Genomic DNA, 21,608 nt, shown 5'->3' with positions numbered 1-21,608 from the left:
GCTTTTTAATAAGCTAGGTCTTTTCATATTACAAATTAGTCTTTTTACTGACTATTGCAAAATGCACTACTTTAAAAAGGAACTTTTGAAATGTCCATATTAGGAGTCTCCCTGCATAACTGCGATGAGCATACGAGCAGGGTTTTCAAGAAATATTAAAGTTATCCACTTATAATCGCTCGAAATAAATTTGTTGTTGGGCCAGGTTCATAAACAACATAGAGTAAACAGTAAACGGCAATCCCAGTTATTGCAGAAATAAACCATATTACCGATGTAATTGGACCTAACCTTCTATGAGAAACTAATTTATTTTTATAACCAGTAACTAACTGAATAATTCCAAGAACTGCCGCAATGGTTGCCATTGATATATGGAAAAGAAGGAATATAGTATAGTATAATTTTATACTTTCAGGTCCCCCAAAAGCAGTGCTCCCAATAAACAAAGTTTTAGATAAGTATGTTGCAAAAAATATTGTTGCTAGTACAGCAGCCCAAAACATAACTTTTTTATGAACCTCAATTTTTCTCTTTGCAACAAAGTACCAACCTACAGCTACAAAAACAGCACTCAATCCAATAAATAGTGTACTTATAAATGGTAAAAATGTCGCCACCTTTTCTCGCCTCCAGATTCAATCTCTAACAAGCTAATTCTATCATGTTTTATAAAATTAACTCTACAGAAGTGGTTTATATAATCACATTTAACCATTCAAGATTTTGAATGGTTAAATGATGTTTTGAAAATATTATGCCATCCTAATTGGTCTATGCAAAAGGCCCTTGATAATTGTGACGTAAAGAGAGCTGCCACCTTCTTTATCTATCAATGAAAAAAAGTACCCCCTTAATCATAAGGAGGTACTTCCATACCTTTGTTGGTTTAGTACTTAACAACACCAATCAGAAGCATTAAAGAAGCAACTGTTAATGCTGCTACAAACAAACCAGACCATATCATTGCGTTTACCCAACCAGTACCTTTTTCATTCATATGCATGAAAAAGTACAATTGGAGAACTACCTGGAGACCAGCTAGTATAAGAATAAATGGAATAGCAAATCCGTTAGGTATTACATCGCTGGCAATGGAAAAGAACGCCATTGATGTAATGAAAATCATGAGTACGAACGACACTAACTGAGTGCGCATTTCTCTCTTTAATTTTCGTTTTGTTTGATTTGAAGGCTCCCCTTGTAAAGGAGCACTTGGATCAGCATGCGGGTCCATCAGATCAACCTCCTATTCCGAGTAAATAGACGACTGTGAAAATAAACACCCAAACAACATCAATAAAGTGCCAATATAAAACAGCAGTATAAAACTTAGGTGCATTTGTTAATGTTAAACCTGATTTTCGATAACGAATGAGTAGAACAGTAATCCAACTGACACCAAAGGTAACGTGGGCACCGTGCGTTCCAACAAGAGTATAGAAAGCCGATGCGAAAGCACTGACACCGAACCCTAACCCTTGATGATTGTACTCGTAAAATTCATATATCTCAAATCCGAGGAAAGCAAGCCCTAATACTACAGTAGCAGTCATCCATAATAGAAGTCCTTTGTAATTTCCACGTTTCATATTAATAATCGCAAAAACACTTGTCAAACTACTTGTTAATAAAAGCATTGTCATGATAAATACTAGATCCACATGGAAAAGATCGCTTGGTCCAGGACCATCAGCAGTTCCACCTCGGAGTCCCAAGTAAGTACCAAATAAACTTCCAAATAAAACTGTTTCTCCACCTAAGAAGAACCAAAATCCTAAATATTTATTTCTACCTTCCAACGTTGCTTTTTCGGGATTAGGAGGAAGGACTTGTGGTTCAATCGTATGATTATCAGCCATTATTTCCCACCATCCTTATCTCGTTTAACTGCCTCTGCCGGAATATGATATCCATGGTCCTCTTTAACTGATCTTAGGAACATACCGATAAACGAAATAATCAGACCAACAATTGCAAGAGGATATACGGCATAAATTAAACCAAAACTTGCTACAAATAAACCAAATGCGATGATCAATGGTAAAATACTTCCGTTTGGCATGTGAATATCTCCAATCGGCTCAGCTGCTTTCATTTTACCGTCACCTTCATATTTCTCATACCAAAATGCGTCTAATTCCCGTACAAGTGGTGTTTGAGCAAAGTTATACTCTGGAACCGGTGTTGTAGTTGTCCACTCCAAAGTCCGTCCATCCCAAGGATCGGAAACATTTGTAGTGTTCTTCATTGAAGTAAAGATTGTTACTAGGAGAATAATAAAAGCAACACCCATCAAAAAAGCTCCGATTGTACTAATAAAGTTCAATTGATCTAACCCTTGCCCAGGAAGATAAGAAGCAACACGACGCTGCATTCCCATTAATCCAAGGAAATGTTGAACAAAGAACGTAAGGTGGAAACCTGTTAAGAATAACCAGAAAAAGACTTTTCCTAAAGTTTCATTTAATCTGTAACCGAATATTTTCGGCCACCAATAAAATACACCCGCAAATAATCCAAATACAGTTCCACCGATAATTACATAGTGAAAGTGAGCAACAACGAAGTAAGTATCATGGAACTGATAGTCTGCTGCACTTGCTGCTAGCATTACTCCTGTTACCCCACCCATGACAAATGTTGGAATAAAACCTAAAGCAAATAAATTTGCGGTTGTAAACTGAATTCTTCCGCCCCATAGCGTCAGAAGCCAGTTAAATATTTTGATCCCGGTTGGAACAGCTATCGCCATTGTCGCTACCGCGAAAATCGCATTAGCAACTGGACCTATACCTACTGTAAACATATGGTGAGCCCAAACCATGAATCCTAAAAACCCAATGATTAATGTTGCAAATACCATTGCTGAGTAACCGAACAATCTCTTTTTTGCAAACGTAGGCAATACTTCGGAGAAAATTCCGAAAGCAGGCAAAATTAATATATATACCTCAGGGTGACCAAATATCCAGAATAAATGCTGCCATATAATAACATTACCACCCAAATCTACTCCGAAGTATGTAGCACCAAATAAACGCTCTAACATTAACAACAATAATCCAATTGTCAACGCAGGGAATGCGAATAGGATAAGCATAGATGCTACAAATGAACTCCATGTAAATAGAGGCATTCTCATCATACTCATACCTGGTGCTCTCATATTAATAACTGTTACCAGAAAATTAATACCACCAATTAAGGTTCCAATACCACTAACTTGCAAACCTAGGACATAAAAATCCAGACCGTGACCTGGTGATTCACTTGATAATGGCGCATACGCAGTCCACCCTGCGTCGGGTGCGCCTCCTGCAAACCAGCTAACATTAAGTAAGATTCCCCCAAATAAAAACAGCCAAAAACCTAAAGCGTTTAAAAAAGGAAAAGCTACATCTCTCGCGCCAATTTGCAAAGGAATCATGTAATTCATAAATCCGAACAATAAAGGCATCGCTGCTAAGAAAACCATGGTTGTTCCATGCATCGTTAGTAATTCGTTAAATGTTTGAGCCTGTACAAACGAAGATTCAGGAAACATTAGCTGAATGCGCATTAAAATTGCCTCTAAGCCACCTACGGCAAAGAAAAATGCACCTGCGGCAAGATATAAAATTCCAATCTTTTTATGATCTACCGTCGTCAGCCAGTCCCAAATCACATTTTTAGACTGAGCCTTCTCATAAGACACGTTGTTTACCCCCTTTACAAACCTGTTTAATTCTCAAGTACTTTTAAAGTATTCATGTATTCAATAAGTGCTGTAACCTCATCGTCTGTAAGACTGTCAAAACTAGGCATTTCGTTCCCTGGTTTATATTCCTGAGGATTTCTAATCCATGCTTCGAGATTTTCATCCGTAGGGTCTAGAAAACCAGCAAGAACTTCACGCTCTGAGTAGTTGGTTAAATTCGGTCCAATATTACCACCATCTTGGCCAACAGCGTGACAGGTGATACAGCTTTCTTCAAATACTGCTCTGCCATCAACAGCAACTTCACTTTCAGGTTCCAAAAGCTCTTCAGCCGGTTCAGACATATTAGTAGCCCAAGTATCAAAAGTCTCAGGGTCTACAGCAATAACTCTGAAATCCATTAACCAGTGAGAAGGACCACAAAGTTCTGTACATTTCCCCTGATAAACACCTTCTTCTGAAGCTTCAAACCACATATCATTTTGAACACCAGGTATGTTATCTTGTTTTCCAGCTAAAGCAGGAACCCAAAATGAGTGAATCACATCACTAGACTGAAGTTCAACGATAATACGTGTATCTGTTGGAATATACATTTCTTGACCAGCAGTTGCATCGTAATCAGGATAATTAAATTCCCACCAAAATTGATTTGCGGTGACTTCTATCCTTACATGATCTCGTTCAGCATCTTCTGCATCAGCTTCACCTGACTCTTCTGCTTCTTCCCCCACTCCTACATCCGCAAGAGTAAACGTATCCATAACGTTTGGAACTGCTAACATTAATAATAAAATAATCGGTATTGTTGTCCAAATAATTTCTAATGTACGATTTCCGTGTACTTGTTTAGGAATATGAGTATCTCCCGGCTTATCACGGAATTTAAAAAGTACAAAAATGTAAATTGCAAAGACAACAACCAAAACTGCAATCATAATATACAAGCTGAGCTGGATTAAAGAATATTGCATTTCTGCAACAGGTCCTTTAGGATCTAATGCAGATAAGTTCTCCACTCCACAACCAGTTATCAGCAAGATGAAAGATACCGGAATTAGTCGCCATATAAACTTCATCTCGTCACAACCCCCTCTTTCTTATGGTGTATTCTAAAACATATGAACAATAACCATTAATACAAACATTATTGTTAAGTAATTAAGAGAATATATAAACATATGTTTCGCCCATTTTAAGTCATCTTTCGTTTTTAAACCAGCCAGGCCAAGACCTAACCAACCTCCACCAAGCAAAACTGCTAATGTAGTATAAACCACACCAAAGTCGGCAACCAGAAGTGAAACTGGAATTAGTGCCGCTACGTACCAGATAATTTGCCGTTTTGTAATAGCAAACCCTGCTACAACTGGAAGCATAGGAATACCAGCAGCTTTATATTCATCAGACCGTTTCATCGCCAGCGCTAAGAAGTGAGGTGGCTGCCAAATAAACATGATTAAAAATAATGACCATGCATACGGATGCAAACCAGCGTCAATTGCGGCCCAACCAATTAGAGGAGGGACAGCACCAGAAAAGCTACCTACAATCGTGTTGAGAGTGGTTGTTCTTTTTGTCCACATCGAATATAAAACAACATAAATAATTAATCCCAACACTCCAATAACAGCAGCCATTAAGGTGGTCATTGCAAGAAAAGCTGTCCCCGCAATGGATATACTTAATCCATAGGTCAGTGTTTGCTTACCGGTTAGTTTTCCAGTTACGGTAGGCCGCTCCTTCGTGCGTTCCATTATATGATCTATATCACGGTCAATATAATTATTTAACGCACCCCCCCCTGCCATGACCAATGCAGAACCAAGCAGAGCTAGAAACGCTGTGAGCGGATCACTCCCTAAGGTTGTGCCTGTATAATAAGCAGCTAAATATAGACCAGCAAATGTGGTGATTAAGTTTGACATCACAATACCTGTCTTTGAAATAGCTAAATATTCACGCCAGGTTGCTGGGCTGCTAGCTTCCAAGTCAGTTTGGCTCAAAGTATTTGCTGTTGAAGATATTGTACCTGTTTTATTCAATTTGTTCACCCCCCCCTAAATCTTCATCATTCCCAACCAAACCATGTTTCCATTTGAAAACTAATAATTTGTTCCCGATAATGTATGTAAACAAATTATTATTCTCTGAAAACTTAGAATTAACCCATGATTGATCAAAATCATTTTGAACCATTCCTTACACATTATAAAGGAAGACTCCATGATTTTCATCACATTTTTTAAAGATTGATTTACTTGTGACAAATTTGTGACAAATTTGTCGTATAAACTCATCTTCACACTATGATAATAGTATATATTCGAACAATAATCAATTGACAGTAAACCAATTTAAAGTTCGAAAAATCTCCCAAACATGTTTCATTGACTTTTTCATGAAGACTTCTTAAAATGAAGAACGAGTTGTCTTTTATCAACTATCACAAACTTAAAAATTTTTTGAAATAACTTTTTTATCGTAATTGGAATAGAAAGTAATGACTAACAATGAAAGATGGTGAACATATGCATCGGTTTTTAAAAACTTACGGTGTTATCACCACGATTGGAATGATCGTTGTTTTAATACAAGGAGCATTAGTTACCCAAACAGGTTCCGGAGAAGCTTGCGGAGCAGAGTGGCCACTCTGCTATGGTCAACTAATACCAGAGAACCCTACCATACAAACGTTGATTGAATATACGCACCGTCTGGTTTCTGGATTACTCGGTTTCATGGTTATTATCCATGCAATATGGAGCTGGCGCTCAATTGGTCATATGAAAGAAACGAAATTCTTTGCTCTACTAGCTGTTCTATTTATCGTATTCCAAGGTTTGTTAGGTGCAGCAGCGGTCGTATGGGGTCAATCAAATGCGGTCATGGCACTTCACTTTGGTTTTTCTCTCGTTTCTTTTACAAGCATATTACTTCTCACGATTTTAGCTTTTGAGGACGGGAAGTTCGACTCCATTAACATCCCCTCTTTATCAAGGGAAATGAAGCAATATATCTACTTTGTATTAGTTTATATTTATATCGTTGTCTACACTGGAGCTTATGTAAAGCATTCTGAATCCGGTTCCGCATGTTCCGGCTGGCCTTTATGTAATGGACAGATCATACCTAGCTCCAGTATGGATGGAAAAGTAGCAATACAGTTTGGTCATCGAATAGCTGCCGGCCTTTTATTCCTCGCTATTTTAATACTTTTCGTGCAAGTGATGAGAAAATACAGACACAAAAGAATTCTCGTGATCAGTTCAGCTATCAGTTTAGTGTTTGTTACATTCCAAGTAATTAGTGGAGCTATGGTAATTTTTACCGGATTTACGATCAATGCGACAATATTTCATGCATTTATGGTTAGTCTTCTATTTGGAGCAGTTAGTTATACAGCTTTATTAGCATACCGTTCAAAAACAGCCATAAAAAGAGGATAGACAATTTGTCTATCCTCTTTTTATTTATCCATATACCCCACTAGATTAAGTGAAATACTTTAATGTTTTTCCCCTATTTTTATAAAACTAAGTGTACACTCTCACACTTAGCTTTGCGGAATTCAATTATTAATACATGCCTCATGAAGAGATGACAACTCTTTTTCCAACTGGCCTAATAATTTCTTCCCATCCTCTTGAGAAACGAGGTTCAATCTTATTGCAAAGTCAATTTCTCTTGATAAACCGAACATTTGTGTATCTAAAACCTCTTCATAAAGAGGACACTGAGGCATTGTTAAATTTGTCATTTGCACTTCAATGAGTTTTAAAATCTTTTCCGCATCTTCTTTTAGAAGGGCATAAGCTTTTTCACTTTGTCCGGTTAGGGTTTCAATTGACATGCGAATCCCTCCTGTCATCTATAAAAATTCCAAACTTGAATAATAAGTCTACCTACTAAAATGTGCCTAAACTATTCTTCTTTCTATATTATCGGTTATTTCTTGAAAATGCAATAGTCACATCTTTCTTTACAAACTAAAATATGCTTAATTGATAGCGTTGGGCCAATGATTCTAATAATTTCATCCCTGCTATACTATTCCCTTTGTCGTCCAGCGCTGGACCATATATACCGATTCCAACTCCGTGTGGAATACATGCCATTATCCCACCTGATACACCGCTCTTTGCCGGTACCCCAACTCGTATCGCGAATTCCCCTGAGGCATTATACATACCGCAAGTCACCATAAAAGTCTTTAATATTCTGGCTATATGTAAAGGTATGATTTGGCGGGCAGATTCCACATGCTTTCCTTCGTTTGCTATTACAAAAGCAATTCTGGCTAAGTCTTGACAATCAACTTCTATCGCACATTGTTTCGTGTATAATTCTAACACATGTTCTACGTTACCCGTTAGGACATGGTGTTGTTTTAAAAAATAAGCCAGTGAACGGTTTAAGTCAGCAGTTTTAAACTCCGATTCAGAGACCTCACTATTATAACTTATGGAAGTATTTCCGCTTAATTCATGTACGAAAGCTAATAGTCTTCCTAATTTTTCATCTATTGTATTCCCGTTTATCAACGATGTAACGGCAAGTGCTCCCGCATTAATCATTGGGTTCAAAGGTTTTGATGGGGAGTGGGTTTCTAATTTTATAATAGAATTAAAAGGGTCACCAGTTGGCTCCATTCCCACCCTAGAAAACACACCTTCTTCTCCCCTGTCCATAAGTGCTAATGCAAGAGCGATAACCTTAGAAATACTTTGTAAGGTGAATTTCTCGGAAATATCCCCTGCTGCAGCACAAGTACCTTCTGAGTCAAAAATTGCCAATGAAAGTGTCGTGGGATTTGCAAAACTCAATGCCGGTATATAATCCGCTACCTTCCCGTTCTTTCCGTGCGGTAGCGCTTCTTGTACCATTAATTTTAAAGCTTTATTGTCCTGACATGGATTCATTCTTGTTGCCCCCTGTTCCTGACCTACTATATGATCCGTGACAAACCCTTTTTACACCTTTATAATAGAATGAAAAGGAAGGTGTTGTCATCTATGATTGTCTCCATAAAAGGACTTGTTAAACATTCAATAATCCTTGACCCCGGCGTCTGGATTTTTGACGATCGAAAACTAAATTTAGATACATACTTTTCAGAAGAGCGACCTGCTGACTATGATCCATCTTTAGAACAACTTGGAAAAGCTTGGTCGGAGCAACGCAAAGGTGCCCGACCACCCCAAACGAATGGAAACAAAATAACGATTGATAAAAAAGATTTAACTGAAAAATCGTTAGGAATTTCTTTAGCTCCATTTATTTCGAACGCCGCTCCAACAACTGAAGCTAGTATCGTTGAGTTTTCACGAGGAGAAACAAGAGAAGTATTCCAATGTTCTCTTGAGGAAGCTAAAAATGCAATAGTAGCCTTTTCGAACAAAGGAAAACCATTAAGAGAAACAGGACCTTTACACTTTTATTATGGTGATGGATCCAATCAGGAGGATCCAATCACATATATTGACGGTATTACTATTAAATAGATAGTAAATGTTCAATAACCATCTATTATCTAGTTAAAAAAGGGTGCAAGCAAAGAGATTATTCTCATTGCCTGCACCTTTTTATCTTTTATACTAAAGCAAATCAGCTGCTAATTGAGCGAGTCCGGATCTTTCCCCTTTTTCTAGTTTTATATGAGCCGATTCTGGCAAATGTTTTAACCGTTCGGCCACATACGTCAATCCATTTGTATACTCATCTAAATAGGGGTGATCAATTTGTTTTGGGTCTCCCATCAAAACTATTTTACTTCCTTCACCGACTCTTGTTAATATGGTTTTCACTTCATGTTTGGTTAAATTTTGTGCCTCATCGATAATAATAAATTGATCAGGAATACTTCTTCCCCTTATATACGTTAATGCCTCAACCTGTAAGGAACCCATTCCTGCTAAGATATGATCCAGTTCCCCTGGTTTTTTTGTGTTAAAGAGAAATTCTAAATTATCATAAATCGGTTGCATCCAAGGACGAAGTTTTTCATCTTTTTCCCCAGGCAAGTATCCAATATCTTTCCCTACAGGAATAACAGGTCTCGCTACCAGTAATTTTTTGTAAATTTGCAGATCTTCTGTTTGCTGTAAACCCGCGGCTAAGGAAAGTAATGTTTTTCCTGTACCAGCTTTACCGACTAAAGTTACTAAAGGAATATCTTCTCTAGTTAATAACTCTAATGCCATCTTTTGTTGAACGTTTCTTGGTTTAATTCCCCATGTCACTTCTTTATTACCTAAAAAAAGCTTTATCTTCTTTGAATTCGTATCACTCATAGCCAATGCTGACCTAGTTCCGTTTGAGGAATCCTTAAAGATAAAAAAGTGGTGCGGATAAGCTTTTTCAATTTCCGCTTCTTCGAAAGTTAATTCTTTTTCCTTATATAATTTAGTCATCTTTTCTGGGGCTAACCATCTCTCTTCATATCCCTTGTACATTCTGTCGAATTGGACGACACGATCTGAAAGGAAATCCTCAGATCTTATCCCCAATGCGTCAGCTTTCACTCTAAGAAGCGCATCTTTACTAACCAAAACAACTTCCCTGTAGTTCCCGTCTCCCTTAATTTCTTCACTTAAATTCAATGCAACAGCAAGAATTCGATTATCATTTGTCGGTTCAAAGAAGTGACTCTTCATTTGATCGAACGAACGATGGTTTAATTCAACTATTAATTTTCCTCCGTTTATTAACTTAACTCCTTCATGTAACTTTCCTTGTACACGCAAATCATCTAAGAGTCGGGCTACTTCCCTTGCATTTCGTCCTATTTCATCCATATATCTTTTTTTAGAATCCACTTCTTCCAGCACGACAGCTGGAATAATTACATTGTTTTCTTCAAATGAGTAAATAGCCAATGGGTCTTGCAGCAACACGTTCGTATCAAGAATGTAAAGGTTAGTCAAACGATTCCCTCCCATTAAATCTATATTCATGGTGGAACTTTGCAATGACTATATTCTATTCAAAACAGTATATTCGTGCGCCTTTTTAGAATACTGTTTACTCCACACGTTGTGTTTGAAATATAGCTTTAAAATAGAAACAAAAACGATGTCCGCATTTCAAGAATGAGACATCGTTTTATATTAATTTTTTAGTGCGCTCATCACTTGACTATCTAATTTTTGAGCAGCCTCTTCATCATATGTTTTTTCGTACTTAGGTTCTGTTGTAATTTTTGAGCCGTAAAACATTACATCTCTAACTTCTCTTATTTTAATTTCAACTAATGCTAATTTTAACGGAATATTGTCTATCTTCTCCGTAATAACCCTTGCATTACCGGATATTGCATAGGTAGATCCCGCACCTAACATCGTAATCGTAATTCTTGGCTGTTTCTGTAAATTGACTAGCATTTTAGAGCGATTATCTACGGCAAATCGAATGTGCGAATTATCCTGAGCATACACCCACGAGATAGCATTCACATTTGGTCCACCGCTTTCATGATCTACAGTGGCAACTGTTACATAATTTTCTTCTCGTAAAAAAGGGAGAAGTTCTTCCGTTAAAACTGTTTCAACTTGATTAGCCATACTCATCCACGCCTCCTTCTATACTTTCCTCTACCGTAACTATACCTATATTTTCCGGAACTTAAAAGCAATCTTACTAAAATAGATATATTTTAAAAATCCAGGAATTAATAAACAGGCTAATGCTTACCTACAATATTTTATGCTAGACATGTTATACTTATATCATTAAATAAATATCTTCTTAAGTGTGAGGTGCAAAATGAGAGTAAAGTGCGTAATATGCGATATTGTTGAATCGATTAACAATGATTCCCCCCAAGCTAAAAAACTACGGAACAGACCTATCCATACGTATATGTGCCAAACGTGCTATAGTCGTATTGAAGACCGGACCGTTGACAGGAAAAATACAGGTAATTTTAAAAACAATAAACCTCAAGAAGAAAAAGATGAATACATTTAACAAAAGAAAAGCGACCCAGACACGAGGTGTGTCTGGGTCGCTTTTCTTTTGCGTTTGAAGTTTTTAAGTAAATGAGGTAATTAGTTAATTTCTCAAATGTTTTATTATTTATGATTCATTTTCTGCCATTGCTTCTTCTTTTTTGTGACGGCGCAGTTGTATTTTATATACACCTAAAATAACTGCGGCTATAAGCAAGGACTCTATAATTGGTAATGAAAATGAAAGAATAGTAATAATAAAATTCCCTAAAAACATAACTACATAAACAACAACTGTTTTGAGAATTGGTAATTTACGGGCAAAACCTAGATTAAACACGACAATACTGAGTGCATTTATTATTAAATACATCACAAAATATGCCATAACAGCATTCTCAGGATCAGATGCTCCCAGCCACTCTGCAATTGGTGCTAAATTAGGTGAAACAGTTTTGGCGGTTGTTGCTAAGTACATAATAGTCACTCCAATATATTCTTTAAATTCATTGCTGACACTTTATTATACCATGAAAAGACATGGATTCTAACGTTAAAAAAAATCGCCTATATTTCGAGCTCAATGTGAAATTAGACAGTTTCTGCATTATCTATATTTCGCCCTTTTTTTTAAGCAGGTTTTCCGCTACACTAATATAAGAAGGGGTTGATGAACAATGAAATCATTTGATCTTCCATTATTTATCTTTGCTGTATTAGGAACAATTGGAATCATGGGAATTGGAATTTCATTCGCACAGACGAGTATGCTAATGTTTCTCGGATTTCTTATTTTAAGCCTAGGAGCAGTTGGGGCTGGATTTAGCCGTAAAAAAATGCTACGTTCGAATTTAAATGACAAAGGACAGGCTTAACGCCTGTCCTTTGTTATTTCCTGTTAAGCACCTCTGTTATTTCCTTATAAACCCACGGATTAGCAGCTATCATAGTGTCTTTTTCTAGGAAAGTTAGCGGGTCCCCATTGTAATTGGTTACTATCCCCCCTACTTCCTGTAATAGAGCATAACCTCCAGCCATATCCCATGGCGCAAGATTAAAACTAATATATGCTTCTAATCTTCCACATGCAACATATGCCATTTCAAGAGATGCAACGCCATATGAACGAATTCCTCTTGATTCTTCTAATAGCCACTCTAACTTTCTATCCTTCAACATCCAACCTGCATTAAAACTTAACAACGATTCATTCAATGAGACCTTCGGAATAGGCTCTATTTTAATGCCGTTTAAAGTTGCACCTTCTCCTTTTAGTGAAAGGAACATCTCATCTCGCATCACATCATATACAAGGCCTATGATTGGGACTCCATCTTGAAAAATTCCGATAGATATCGCAAAATTACTCTTTTGTTGCACGAAATTAATTGTCCCATCAATGGGATCTAAAATCCATACAACACCATCCAAATTTTTTATTTCTTCAAAAGATCCTTCTTCTCCCATCAAGCGATGATCTGAATATGTATGACTAATTTTATCTAAAAAAAACTTTTCTACATTTTTATCAACATCTGTTACCAGGTCATGCTGATGTGCTTTTGTCGTAATAGAAAATGTTTCTTTCATTTGTGCTACTATAAGTTCTCTAGCTTCCCTAGCCCATCGTTCAGCGTTTTCTTTCACTTCAAGACGATCAAATTGATCCATTCCCACCGCTAACATCTCCTCAAAATTGAAGTTACAAATTCATTTACCTCCATCATATCATGCAGGCCCGTGAAGATATCTATATAATAGTGCAAAAAAAGTGAACCTTTATAAGGTTCACTTATATTATCATTTATGCTTCCAGTAGAAGCCACTCATTTCTTAACTTCTCTAGTTTTTCTTTGCTATCATCAATTTGGTCTTGTTCCTTTAGTTGCATAGCATCGTATAATGTTAGGAGTTCATAGTCAATCTCCAGCTTCAAGACTGGGATTCTTTTCTCCCCATCTCTTCGTTTTAATGTCTGAATGACTTTCTCCATAATGGTACACCCCTTTTCTTAGTTTCTCGTTTAGTTACACAAGACCACCCTAAAACGAAAATAATAATTCCTGTTACTTATAAAATATGTCATTTATCGAAATTTTGCAACTATTTTATTATTATTATTTTGTATTCCACTATTCTCACGATTTTAAACTTAATTGAGAAGGATAGTTCATCTTTCTTTTTTTTAATATAAAGATTTGCTAAAATAGAAAGTAATCTTGAAGATGGTCGGCCACTCCGAGTTTAATGAAAATCATTGTAGTGGCTGCTATGTATGGAACTGATATGATTACTAAAGTTTCATCTATTGCTAAATTTGAGCTGAATTAAATTAAAAAACATTTTTCTACTGTATTATTACCAAAATAAATGAGGGAATACATTATTACTATCAAAACTAACTAAGGAAAAGGTTATTCCTTCCTAGCTACACCAAATTATATGGAAATGAGGGTATATTATGAGTTTTAAAGGATTTGGTAAAGAGGATTTCACTTCGTTTGAATTTAAAGGCCTTGAAGAACGTATGGCGGCAATTCAGGAAAGAATTCAACCGAAATTCAAAGCAATTGCAGAGGACATAACAGATGATCTATCTTCAAAAGTTGGCCATGACATGTATTTACATATCGCAAGACATGCCAGACGGAAAGTAAATCCCCCAGCTGATACTTGGTCTGCCTATTGTCATAATAAGCGAGGGTATAAACAACATCCGCATTTTCAGATTGGATTATTCGATGATCATGTATTCATCTGGTTGGCTTTTATTTATGAATTACCAAATAAAACAGAAATTGCAACCCGATTTCTAGAAGATATAGAATCAATAACTGAAACGATACCGAAAGATTTTGTTATCTCTGAAGATCATATGAAGAAACATGCAGAGCCATTAGAGACAATTGATCTGGAAAAAACGTTAACTCGTTTTCGTGATGTAAAAAAAGGCGAGTTTTTAATCGGACGTCAAATTGATGCAAATGATTCCCTCCTTGGAAATGGGGAAGAATTTATCAAATGTGTAAAAGATACATTTGATACCTTAACCCCTTTATACAAAATGGCATTACGAGAATAAGCTCTGACCGAGTTTGGAGTTTAGCAGTGTCTGCTTACACGACACTGCACGTACTTTCATATATCGGATAAAGCAAAAATAGAAGTTACTCCTGTAGGTTGGGAGTGACTTCTATTTTTAATGTACTTATTAGACACTGCTGAGCATTGGTTATTTAAGGCCCAGAGCCTGCAGTAAATTCAAGTGCCAGCCCGAAATAACATACGAGTTACCACAGCATTTATTTTAAATTAATAACTTTTAAATCGCTATTTTCTCTAGCCATTTTAATTGTGTGGTAAGCTGATTGACCTGATTGCTCTTGATAATCTTTAAAATGTTGTTTTTCTTCTGACTGAGACGGTACAACTTTTTTATATTTTTGGTATTGATCTAAAAGTATTGATCGGTCTACTCCTTTTGTATAAGCAGCATCAATCAAATCAAAAAAATGTACGACGTCTATTACCTCGTCTTTAGACCAATCAATAGAGATTGGCAAATTAATATCTTTATCCATTCATTCCTACTCCCTTCCAAAGCTTCTGGGTTTCTGATATACTTCATTTTGTTTCTATTTCTTCAATTATCATATAACATAGAAGAAAAATAGTATAATCCTGATAGCTTCAATGCAATATTTTAACAGTAACAAAGGATGATTTAAATGAAAAGAGGTTCTTTACAACAGGGCTGAATTAATACCTTGTAATAGGACAAACCTCTTATCGTAACTTACTTTAAACTTGAGGTGAAAGAAGTGTCATATATTCGTCGACAGCAACAGACTCCACTTTTTCATGGGGTACTTAACCATGCTAAATCTTTACCGGTCCAATTTCACATCCCAGGTCATAAACACGGAACCGGAATGGACCCTGAATTCAAACAATTTATGGGAGATAACGCTTTATCCATTGATTTAATAAATATTTCTCCACTAGATGATCTGCATCATCCTCATGGAATTATAAAAGAAGCGCAAGAACTTGCTGCTGAGGCATTCCATGCAGACCATACATTTTTCTCAGTACAAGGTACAAGTGGTGCGATTATGACTATGATCATGACAGTTTGCAGCCCTGGGGACAAAATAATTGTCCCCCGAAACGTGCATAAATCAATTATGTCCGCAATCATATTTTCTGGAGCTACACCAATTTTTATTCATCCCGAATTGGATGTTACTTTAGGGATTTCGCACGGAATTACAGTATCATCCGTGAAAAAAGCCATCGAGGCAAATCCTGATGCCAAAGGAGTTCTTGTGATAAACCCCACTTATTTTGGCGTAGCTGCAAATTTAGAGGAGATTGTCCGTTCTGCCCATGAATACGATATTCCCGTCCTTGTAGATGAAGCCCACGGTGTCCATATTCATTTTAGTGACAAGCTTCCATTGTCAGCGATGCAGGCTGGTGCCGATATGTCTGCTACGAGCGTTCATAAACTTGGAGGTTCTCTCACTCAAAGCTCTGTTCTAAATATTCGGGGAGATTACATTTCCTCTTCCCGTGTTCAAAGTATCATTAGTATGCTTACGACAACTTCCACTTCCTATATCTTATTATCCTCTCTAGATACCGCCAGAAGACATTTGGCAATAAGAGGGGAAGCTCTATTGGACGAAGCAATAAAACTCGCAGAAGCAGCCAGAGAGGAAATAAATCGGATTCCTGGTATTTACTGTCCGGGTAAAGAAATGCTTGATGATCATGCCATTTATGATCTTGACCCAACTAAATTGATTATCTCAATCAAAGACTTATCTATTAATGGTTACGAAGTGGAAAACTGGCTGAGGGATAAAGCGAATATCGAGGTCGAGCTTTCTGATTTGTATAATATCCTTTGTATCGTGACTATTGGTGAGACTAAAGAAAATATAACCGTTTTAACAGATGCATTAAAAGAATTATCAGTCCAATATTTTGATGCTTCCAACCGTAATTCAGAAAGATCTGATGTTGAAATCCCGAATATTCCAATTCTATCTTTGTCTCCACGTGAAGCATTTTATGCAGATACAGAGTTGGTAAAACTGGACGAATCAGCAGGCCGCATTAGTGCTGAATTTATTATGATCTATCCACCAGGTATCCCAATATTTATTCCTGGTGAAATTATTGAACATGACAATTTACATTATATTTCAGAAAACATTAAAGCAGGGCTGCCAGTGCAAGGACCCGAAGATGCTACTTTAACTTATATTCGAGTCATCAGTGAACGAAAAGCAATTCTATAATTCTTAACTCTTAACAATAAACAGAAAAAACATAGACATCAGAAATTTCTCTGATGTCTATGTTTTTTATATCTTTTAGCGAAACAATTGGCTTAAAATATCATGAGCTTCTTCCAATGAATATGGTTCCCAGAATAACTCTCCATAAATTAGTAAGTCTTGATGTAGGTGGAGTCCACTTCCATCGTCATCCATTGCTCCACTTGTTCCAGAATTCCCAACATACCCAATAACAGTCTCTTCATCGACTTTTTGTCCTAATTCTAACTCCTCAGGTATCGAATCAAGGTGTGCAAAACGACTCATTACACCATCCTCGTATTGCACCCACACTTGTTTTCCTCTTAATCGATCCAGTATATATTCAGGTGTGTATCCTACTTCTCCCGCTACATCTAAATCCTCGTTTCTAATTTCGTGGGAAGGATAATCATCAAAGTCAGCATCTACTCTCACAACCACTCCATCAGCCATTGCACGAATAGGGGTATCTGTAGTTATCTCAGTACCCGTCGAATAACCATACCAGTCAAATCCCTCATGATAGCCATTACGATAAATACGAGGAGCACCAGGAAGATGACTCTCAACTGTACTAACACTGGCATTTTCAATAGGCTCTTGCAGAAATGACAAATATTCGACCATTTCAGACACGGAAAGAGAAGAGATATCTACCTCAGTTTGTCCGGTCGATGCCCAAGCATCTATTACTTCATCTTCCCAAGTAAATGAAAGTAGTTCTTCCTCTTCTTCATACGTATACTCGGTCTCCAAGCCTTGTTCGATAAACCCTTTTGATACATAAGGATCTCCATCTATTTCTTTTAAAGTAATTTCATCTGAAGGGATATATACCCCATCTACTTCCATCACTGGCACTTCGTAAACAAAATAAAATTCTCTTCCCTCTATTTCTAAAGTCAACGATTTATCAGTACTATTATATTCAAAGTCTCCACCGAGATTCTCTGTAATCTCTTCCACTGATAAATAAACTTCCTCATCTCCCTCAATAGAATGAGTCTTAAATTCTTGTTTTCCTTGCTCAACGTTATTACTTTCTTGATTCAAATCTGGAACCTCATTATTCTTTTCATTGTTCGAATTGTTTTGATTAGAAGCCCCATCAGGTATCTCTGTTTGTTCTTCTGGTTGTTCCTGATTTTGACACCCTACTAACGTCGTTACGAAAAATAGGGTAATAAGACATTTCTTCATCGTACTGTAATCCCTCATCTCAACTCTATTTTATAGCGTCAGGGTCTACCATTTCATACCCTTTGTCACGAAGACCTGAAACTATATCTTCTAGCGCATCTTTAGTAAATTCTCGGTCATGCATAAGCAAGTTTGCACCGCTTCTTAATAATTCGGTTTCGACCATTATTTTGGCGATAGCTTCTTTATTCATGTATTCCGCTTCCCAATCATAACCGTAAGACCAGTTCATCGTCTGCATATTTTCTTCTTCCAAAACTTCCATCATATAATCTGTATCGGCTCCATGGGGCGGGCGGAAAAACCTCGGCCTTTCGCCTGTTACTGCCTCAATCTCGTCATTAAGCTGAACAATTTCATCATATTGTTCTTCTTCCGATATATCACGTAAATTTGGATGAGTCATCGTATGATTACCTATCTCAAAACCAAGATCATAGATTTTCTGTAATTGTTCTTTCCCTTCATCAGACTGAATAAAATGACCATTCACAAAAAAGATAGCCGGTGCTTCTAATTCCGCTAATATTTCGGCCATTTCTGCACCATGACTGTCAGGAGCATCATCAATTGTAAGTAAAACAACTTCTTCTGAAGCATCGTCAATTGGTTGAACAGAAAAATCATTTGGATTAATTTCATATTCAGGAACCACTTCTTCCTTCTCAGTGGTGTTATCTTCAGCGGTGCTGTTACTATTACTATTTGTACTGTTTTCTTCAAGGTCAGTGTTTGTGTCATTTAATTCGTCGGAGTTATTACCGTTCGAATCGATTGTTTCCTCGTCACTATCTTCTAGTTCATTCGATTCATTCACTTCAACAGGCTCGTTATTAAGAGATTCCTCATCAACTTCTTCATTGTTTCCGCAAGCCGTTACGACACCAGCCAGCATTAAACTAACACTTATGAATACAAATCGTTTCAATTTTACCCCTCTTTTCAGTATCTCTAAATATCACCTTCAAATTTTACCATAATTCAACACAAAAATGTATCGTTCTTCTAGCACATCTTATCTATACTATATTGTATCAAATTATGAAATATAAATTGATTAATTATGATAACCAGCGGGCACTATAAAGATGGTTAGTATACCTTCACTATGATTCCCATAAATATTCCATTAATAATCAGTCACGAATTTAAAAAATTAATGAAAGGGTGATTACATGAAGAAGCTTACACCAGTGTTCATGATTTCAGTCATCATTTCTCTTGCTTTTATTTTATGGGGAGTGATAAATCCTGAAAATTTAGAAGGTGTAACAGGAGAAATACAAGGTTTTATAACTGATCAATTTGGTTGGTTTTATTTATTAGCAGCAACGGGTTTTCTTGCTTTTGTGATATTTCTAGTTTTTAGCCCGTATGGGAGAATTAAATTAGGAAAACAGGATGAAGAACCCGACTACAACTACATAACTTGGTTTTCCTTCCTTTTTACAGCAGGTATGGGTATAGGTTTAGTTTTTTGGGGTGTATCTGAACCGATGTACCATTTTTACGAGCCTGCACCTTCGGAAAATATTGAAAGTCAATCCATTCAATCTGCGGGATATGCGTTAAGATACGCCTTTTTTCACTGGGGGCTTCATCCATGGGCCATCTATTCTGTCGTCGCTTTAACACTTGCTTACTTTAAATTCAGAAAAGGAACCGCAGGAGTTGTTAGCGCAGCATTTGAACCTCTTCTCGGTGATAGAGTTAATGGTGTCATCGGAACAACTATCAATGTTATTGTTGTTTTCGCTACCGTCTTTGGTGTCGCTACCTCTCTTGGGTTCGGAACGGCTCAAATCGGTGGTGGAATATCAAATTTATTCGGTATTGATAATACCACTGGTTTACAAGTGATCATAATTATTGTTGTAACATTCTTATACATGCTGTCTTCTCAAACGGGTTTAGATATCGGTATACGAATTTTAAGTAAGACTAACATATATTTAGCTATTATTTTGATGTTGTTCTTATTATTCTCCGGACCGACAAACTTCATTATGAATTCATTTACACAGACTTTAGGTGGCTATGCTCAAAGCTTAGTTAGAATGAGTTTCCAATTAGATACATTCAATATGGAATCCACCTGGGTTGAGGATTGGACAATTTTCTACTGGGCTTGGTGGATTGCATGGGCACCTTTTGTTGGAACTTTCATCGCTCGTGTTTCAAGAGGCCGAACAATTCGTGAATTTATCATTGGTGTCATTGCTGTACCAACAATATTTGGAGCACTTTGGTTTTCTGTTTTTGGCGGAACAGCGATCCACCTCGAGTACATTCAAGGAATTGATGTCATGGGTGTGATGGAAGAATCCGGGATGGAAACTGCTCTCTTCTTTGTCTTACAGCAATATAATTTTGGGTGGATAATGTCGTTTGTAGCAGTTTTACTTATCGCATCTTTTTTTATTACATCAGCAGATTCTGCAACTTTTGTATTGGGAATGCAAACAACAAACGGAAGTATGAATCCTGCCAATTCAGTGAAATTTGTTTGGGGCATTATTCAGTCTGCTACTGCCGCAGTCCTTCTTTTGGCTGGTGGATTGGAGGCCTTACAAACCGCTTCAATCATTGCGGCCTTCCCTTTTGCAATCATTATGATCTTCATGATTATCAGTTTGATGAAAGCTTTAAGGAGAGAGACCATACCGGAGAGAAAAAAATACAAAAAATGATTCTTGGTAGAAGATCCAACAAAAGTTCACAAAAAATCTTCAACACAATAGATGGCTAATTTCTATTAGATTACATTATTTGTTCGAGGTATCATTTATATAACATTTTGATTACGACAAAGTATTCATATATTGTATATGGTAATATTAGGGTATCTTAAGTACCAAATCCGTTTTTAATTATTGGAGGCTAATTTTGTTTAAGCGACTTATTCCCTTTATTGCTATTACACTTATGCTGGTTTTTGTTTCAAGTTGTAACCAACAGTCAACAATTAGTACAAGTTATCCTTTCCTGGAAAATTCTAAAGAAGACAATTCTCCGGTGACTATTTTATTTTCTAATGAACATGATGATATAAATTCCGAACATGATTATTACGATGCACTAATTAATTTTCGACAAGATCATCCTAATAAACTTTCTCAACTAAATATTATCTCAAATGATGACGAAGAGATTGTAAATTACTTTGATATCAAATCGTTTCCAACATTATTAATAGTTGATGATTTAGAGGTAATCATGCAAATAGATGGACAACATGATTTCCAGTCTATCTATAACAAATTGAAAGTAAACCTATTAAGCCTTAAAGAACGAGCCTCTTAACTTTAATTTCCGCACGCCTGATAAGACGTTCCTAATAGACTTCAAAAAACTGCGCTCATTTGCTCTGCACAAGCAATAACTGTAGACCCACCACACTGGGAAGAGCGTTACTTTACGGAGGAGGAG

At 36.7% G+C, this 21,608-nt stretch carries 24 protein-coding genes; 8 read left to right on the top strand and 16 right to left on the bottom strand.

What is annotated here, in order from left to right; genetic code table 11:
• Window positions 1-161: 161 nt before the first annotated feature.
• From ACHABW_RS13655 to cyoE, 6 genes are all read right to left on the bottom strand, one after another.
• Window positions 162-620, bottom strand: coding sequence for a DUF420 domain-containing protein (locus tag ACHABW_RS13655; RefSeq protein WP_435755807.1), 459 nt, complete (start codon window positions 618-620; stop codon window positions 162-164).
• A gap of 269 nt (window positions 621-889) precedes the next feature.
• Window positions 890-1,237, bottom strand: coding sequence for a cytochrome C oxidase subunit IV family protein (locus ACHABW_RS13650; RefSeq protein ID WP_110936481.1), 348 nt, complete (start codon window positions 1,235-1,237; stop codon window positions 890-892).
• 4 nt (window positions 1,238-1,241) lie between these two features.
• Window positions 1,242-1,862, bottom strand: coding sequence for a cytochrome (ubi)quinol oxidase subunit III (locus tag ACHABW_RS13645; RefSeq protein ID WP_110936482.1), 621 nt, complete (start codon window positions 1,860-1,862; stop codon window positions 1,242-1,244).
• Window positions 1,862-3,697, bottom strand: coding sequence for a cytochrome c oxidase subunit I (gene ctaD, locus ACHABW_RS13640; protein WP_435755806.1), 1,836 nt, complete (start codon window positions 3,695-3,697; stop codon window positions 1,862-1,864). The genes ACHABW_RS13645 and ctaD overlap by 1 nt, the downstream gene beginning before the upstream one ends.
• 26 nt (window positions 3,698-3,723) lie before the next feature.
• Entirely contained in the window at window positions 3,724-4,779 is a 1,056-nt protein-coding gene (gene coxB / locus ACHABW_RS13635) for a cytochrome c oxidase subunit II (RefSeq protein ID WP_435755805.1), read from the bottom strand.
• Between the two features lie 33 nt (window positions 4,780-4,812).
• Entirely contained in the window at window positions 4,813-5,745 is a 933-nt protein-coding gene (cyoE, locus tag ACHABW_RS13630) for a heme o synthase (protein WP_435755804.1), read from the bottom strand.
• A 486-nt stretch (window positions 5,746-6,231) separates the two neighbouring features.
• Between cyoE and ACHABW_RS13625 the strand changes: the two genes are divergently transcribed.
• Window positions 6,232-7,149, top strand: a complete 918-nt coding sequence (locus tag ACHABW_RS13625) for a COX15/CtaA family protein (RefSeq protein ID WP_435755803.1) — start codon at window positions 6,232-6,234, stop codon at window positions 7,147-7,149.
• A 122-nt stretch (window positions 7,150-7,271) separates the two neighbouring features.
• Here the strand turns inward: ACHABW_RS13625 and ACHABW_RS13620 are convergent, their stop codons facing one another.
• Both ACHABW_RS13620 and glsA read right to left on the bottom strand, forming a co-directional pair.
• The gene (locus ACHABW_RS13620) at window positions 7,272-7,553 is read right to left on the bottom strand and encodes a YlaN family protein (protein WP_110936485.1); all 282 of its coding nucleotides are present in this window, start codon (window positions 7,551-7,553) and stop codon (window positions 7,272-7,274) included.
• A gap of 136 nt (window positions 7,554-7,689) precedes the next feature.
• Window positions 7,690-8,622 carry a glutaminase A gene (gene glsA, locus ACHABW_RS13615; RefSeq protein WP_110936486.1) on the bottom strand — a complete coding sequence of 311 codons (933 nt, stop codon included), beginning with the start codon at window positions 8,620-8,622 and terminating at the stop codon, window positions 7,690-7,692.
• Window positions 8,623-8,715: 93 nt separating this feature from the next.
• On the opposite strand from glsA, the gene ACHABW_RS13610 reads away from it, so the two are divergent.
• Window positions 8,716-9,204, top strand: a complete 489-nt coding sequence (locus ACHABW_RS13610; RefSeq protein ID WP_435755802.1) for a peptidyl-prolyl cis-trans isomerase — start codon at window positions 8,716-8,718, stop codon at window positions 9,202-9,204.
• A gap of 93 nt (window positions 9,205-9,297) precedes the next feature.
• Here the strand turns inward: ACHABW_RS13610 and ACHABW_RS13605 are convergent, their stop codons facing one another.
• Both ACHABW_RS13605 and ACHABW_RS13600 read right to left on the bottom strand, forming a co-directional pair.
• Window positions 9,298-10,626, bottom strand: a complete 1,329-nt coding sequence (locus tag ACHABW_RS13605; RefSeq protein ID WP_435755801.1) for a PhoH family protein — start codon at window positions 10,624-10,626, stop codon at window positions 9,298-9,300.
• A 183-nt stretch (window positions 10,627-10,809) separates the two neighbouring features.
• The gene (locus ACHABW_RS13600) at window positions 10,810-11,262 is read right to left on the bottom strand and encodes a pyridoxamine 5'-phosphate oxidase family protein (protein ID WP_435755809.1); all 453 of its coding nucleotides are present in this window, start codon (window positions 11,260-11,262) and stop codon (window positions 10,810-10,812) included.
• A 202-nt stretch (window positions 11,263-11,464) separates the two neighbouring features.
• Here ACHABW_RS13600 and ACHABW_RS13595 point away from each other — a divergent pair, with 202 nt between their 5' ends.
• Window positions 11,465-11,668: a YlaI family protein gene (locus ACHABW_RS13595; RefSeq protein WP_110936489.1), complete on the top strand. Its 204-nt coding sequence runs from the start codon at window positions 11,465-11,467 to the stop codon at window positions 11,666-11,668.
• Between the two features lie 108 nt (window positions 11,669-11,776).
• On the opposite strand, the gene ACHABW_RS13590 is transcribed toward ACHABW_RS13595, so the two are convergent.
• Complete coding sequence (locus ACHABW_RS13590; protein WP_110936490.1) at window positions 11,777-12,127, bottom strand: YlaH-like family protein; 351 nt, start codon at window positions 12,125-12,127, stop codon at window positions 11,777-11,779.
• 199 nt (window positions 12,128-12,326) lie between these two features.
• Here ACHABW_RS13590 and ACHABW_RS13585 point away from each other — a divergent pair, with 199 nt between their 5' ends.
• Window positions 12,327-12,524, top strand: a complete 198-nt coding sequence (locus ACHABW_RS13585) for a DUF5325 family protein (protein ID WP_110936491.1) — start codon at window positions 12,327-12,329, stop codon at window positions 12,522-12,524.
• 13 nt (window positions 12,525-12,537) lie between these two features.
• On the opposite strand, the gene ACHABW_RS13580 is transcribed toward ACHABW_RS13585, so the two are convergent.
• Both ACHABW_RS13580 and ACHABW_RS13575 read right to left on the bottom strand, forming a co-directional pair.
• Window positions 12,538-13,320 carry an inositol monophosphatase family protein gene (locus ACHABW_RS13580; RefSeq protein WP_110937662.1) on the bottom strand — a complete coding sequence of 261 codons (783 nt, stop codon included), beginning with the start codon at window positions 13,318-13,320 and terminating at the stop codon, window positions 12,538-12,540.
• 133 nt (window positions 13,321-13,453) lie between these two features.
• Window positions 13,454-13,642, bottom strand: a complete 189-nt coding sequence (locus tag ACHABW_RS13575; protein ID WP_110936492.1) for a hypothetical protein — start codon at window positions 13,640-13,642, stop codon at window positions 13,454-13,456.
• 468 nt (window positions 13,643-14,110) lie between these two features.
• Here ACHABW_RS13575 and ACHABW_RS13570 point away from each other — a divergent pair, with 468 nt between their 5' ends.
• On the top strand, window positions 14,111-14,731 hold the full coding sequence (locus ACHABW_RS13570) for a YktB family protein (protein WP_435755800.1): 621 nt from the start codon (window positions 14,111-14,113) through the stop codon (window positions 14,729-14,731).
• A 220-nt stretch (window positions 14,732-14,951) separates the two neighbouring features.
• On the opposite strand, the gene ACHABW_RS13565 is transcribed toward ACHABW_RS13570, so the two are convergent.
• Window positions 14,952-15,230, bottom strand: a complete 279-nt coding sequence (locus ACHABW_RS13565; protein ID WP_110936494.1) for a UPF0223 family protein — start codon at window positions 15,228-15,230, stop codon at window positions 14,952-14,954.
• A gap of 249 nt (window positions 15,231-15,479) precedes the next feature.
• Between ACHABW_RS13565 and ACHABW_RS13560 the strand changes: the two genes are divergently transcribed.
• Window positions 15,480-16,958 carry an aminotransferase class I/II-fold pyridoxal phosphate-dependent enzyme gene (locus ACHABW_RS13560; protein ID WP_435755808.1) on the top strand — a complete coding sequence of 493 codons (1,479 nt, stop codon included), beginning with the start codon at window positions 15,480-15,482 and terminating at the stop codon, window positions 16,956-16,958.
• A gap of 75 nt (window positions 16,959-17,033) precedes the next feature.
• On the opposite strand, the gene ACHABW_RS13555 is transcribed toward ACHABW_RS13560, so the two are convergent.
• The gene (locus ACHABW_RS13555) at window positions 17,034-18,179 is read right to left on the bottom strand and encodes a M23 family metallopeptidase (RefSeq protein ID WP_435755799.1); all 1,146 of its coding nucleotides are present in this window, start codon (window positions 18,177-18,179) and stop codon (window positions 17,034-17,036) included.
• A 25-nt stretch (window positions 18,180-18,204) separates the two neighbouring features.
• Window positions 18,205-19,107, bottom strand: coding sequence for a polysaccharide deacetylase family protein (locus ACHABW_RS13550; RefSeq protein ID WP_435755798.1), 903 nt, complete (start codon window positions 19,105-19,107; stop codon window positions 18,205-18,207).
• Between the two features lie 247 nt (window positions 19,108-19,354).
• Here ACHABW_RS13550 and ACHABW_RS13545 point away from each other — a divergent pair, with 247 nt between their 5' ends.
• Entirely contained in the window at window positions 19,355-20,869 is a 1,515-nt protein-coding gene (locus tag ACHABW_RS13545) for a glycine betaine uptake BCCT transporter (protein WP_435755797.1), read from the top strand.
• 196 nt (window positions 20,870-21,065) lie between these two features.
• Window positions 21,066-21,482 carry a hypothetical protein gene (locus tag ACHABW_RS13540; protein ID WP_110936497.1) on the top strand — a complete coding sequence of 139 codons (417 nt, stop codon included), beginning with the start codon at window positions 21,066-21,068 and terminating at the stop codon, window positions 21,480-21,482.
• Window positions 21,483-21,608 lie beyond the last annotated feature (126 nt).

The organism is Salipaludibacillus sp. CF4.18 (assembly GCF_051262595.1).
Lineage (GTDB): Bacteria > Bacillota > Bacilli > Bacillales > Salisediminibacteriaceae > Salipaludibacillus > Salipaludibacillus neizhouensis.
This window is presented reverse-complemented; position numbering and strand designations above follow the sequence as displayed.

Excerpts from the sequence above, each read along its gene's own strand:
- ACHABW_RS13650 (WP_110936481.1), bottom strand. The coding sequence starts at position 1,237 with ATGGACCCGCATGCTGATCCAAGTGCTCCTTTACAAGGGGAGCCTTCA.
- ACHABW_RS13600 (WP_435755809.1), bottom strand. The coding sequence starts at position 11,262 with ATGGCTAATCAAGTTGAAACAGTTTTAACGGAAGAACTTCTCCCTTTT.
- ACHABW_RS13585 (WP_110936491.1), top strand. The coding sequence starts at position 12,327 with ATGAAATCATTTGATCTTCCATTATTTATCTTTGCTGTATTAGGAACA.
- ACHABW_RS13570 (WP_435755800.1), top strand. The coding sequence starts at position 14,111 with ATGAGTTTTAAAGGATTTGGTAAAGAGGATTTCACTTCGTTTGAATTT.
- ACHABW_RS13590 (WP_110936490.1), bottom strand. The coding sequence starts at position 12,127 with ATGTACTTAGCAACAACCGCCAAAACTGTTTCACCTAATTTAGCACCA.
- ACHABW_RS13610 (WP_435755802.1), top strand. The coding sequence starts at position 8,716 with ATGATTGTCTCCATAAAAGGACTTGTTAAACATTCAATAATCCTTGAC.
- ACHABW_RS13565 (WP_110936494.1), bottom strand. The coding sequence starts at position 15,230 with ATGGATAAAGATATTAATTTGCCAATCTCTATTGATTGGTCTAAAGAC.
- ACHABW_RS13620 (WP_110936485.1), bottom strand. The coding sequence starts at position 7,553 with ATGTCAATTGAAACCCTAACCGGACAAAGTGAAAAAGCTTATGCCCTT.
- ACHABW_RS13645 (WP_110936482.1), bottom strand. The coding sequence starts at position 1,862 with ATGGCTGATAATCATACGATTGAACCACAAGTCCTTCCTCCTAATCCC.
- ACHABW_RS13595 (WP_110936489.1), top strand. The coding sequence starts at position 11,465 with ATGAGAGTAAAGTGCGTAATATGCGATATTGTTGAATCGATTAACAAT.
- ACHABW_RS13625 (WP_435755803.1), top strand. The coding sequence starts at position 6,232 with ATGCATCGGTTTTTAAAAACTTACGGTGTTATCACCACGATTGGAATG.
- ACHABW_RS13580 (WP_110937662.1), bottom strand. The coding sequence starts at position 13,320 with ATGGATCAATTTGATCGTCTTGAAGTGAAAGAAAACGCTGAACGATGG.
- coxB (WP_435755805.1), bottom strand. The coding sequence starts at position 4,779 with ATGAAGTTTATATGGCGACTAATTCCGGTATCTTTCATCTTGCTGATA.
- ACHABW_RS13545 (WP_435755797.1), top strand. The coding sequence starts at position 19,355 with ATGAAGAAGCTTACACCAGTGTTCATGATTTCAGTCATCATTTCTCTT.
- ACHABW_RS13575 (WP_110936492.1), bottom strand. The coding sequence starts at position 13,642 with ATGGAGAAAGTCATTCAGACATTAAAACGAAGAGATGGGGAGAAAAGA.
- ACHABW_RS13555 (WP_435755799.1), bottom strand. The coding sequence starts at position 18,179 with ATGAAGAAATGTCTTATTACCCTATTTTTCGTAACGACGTTAGTAGGG.
- glsA (WP_110936486.1), bottom strand. The coding sequence starts at position 8,622 with ATGAATCCATGTCAGGACAATAAAGCTTTAAAATTAATGGTACAAGAA.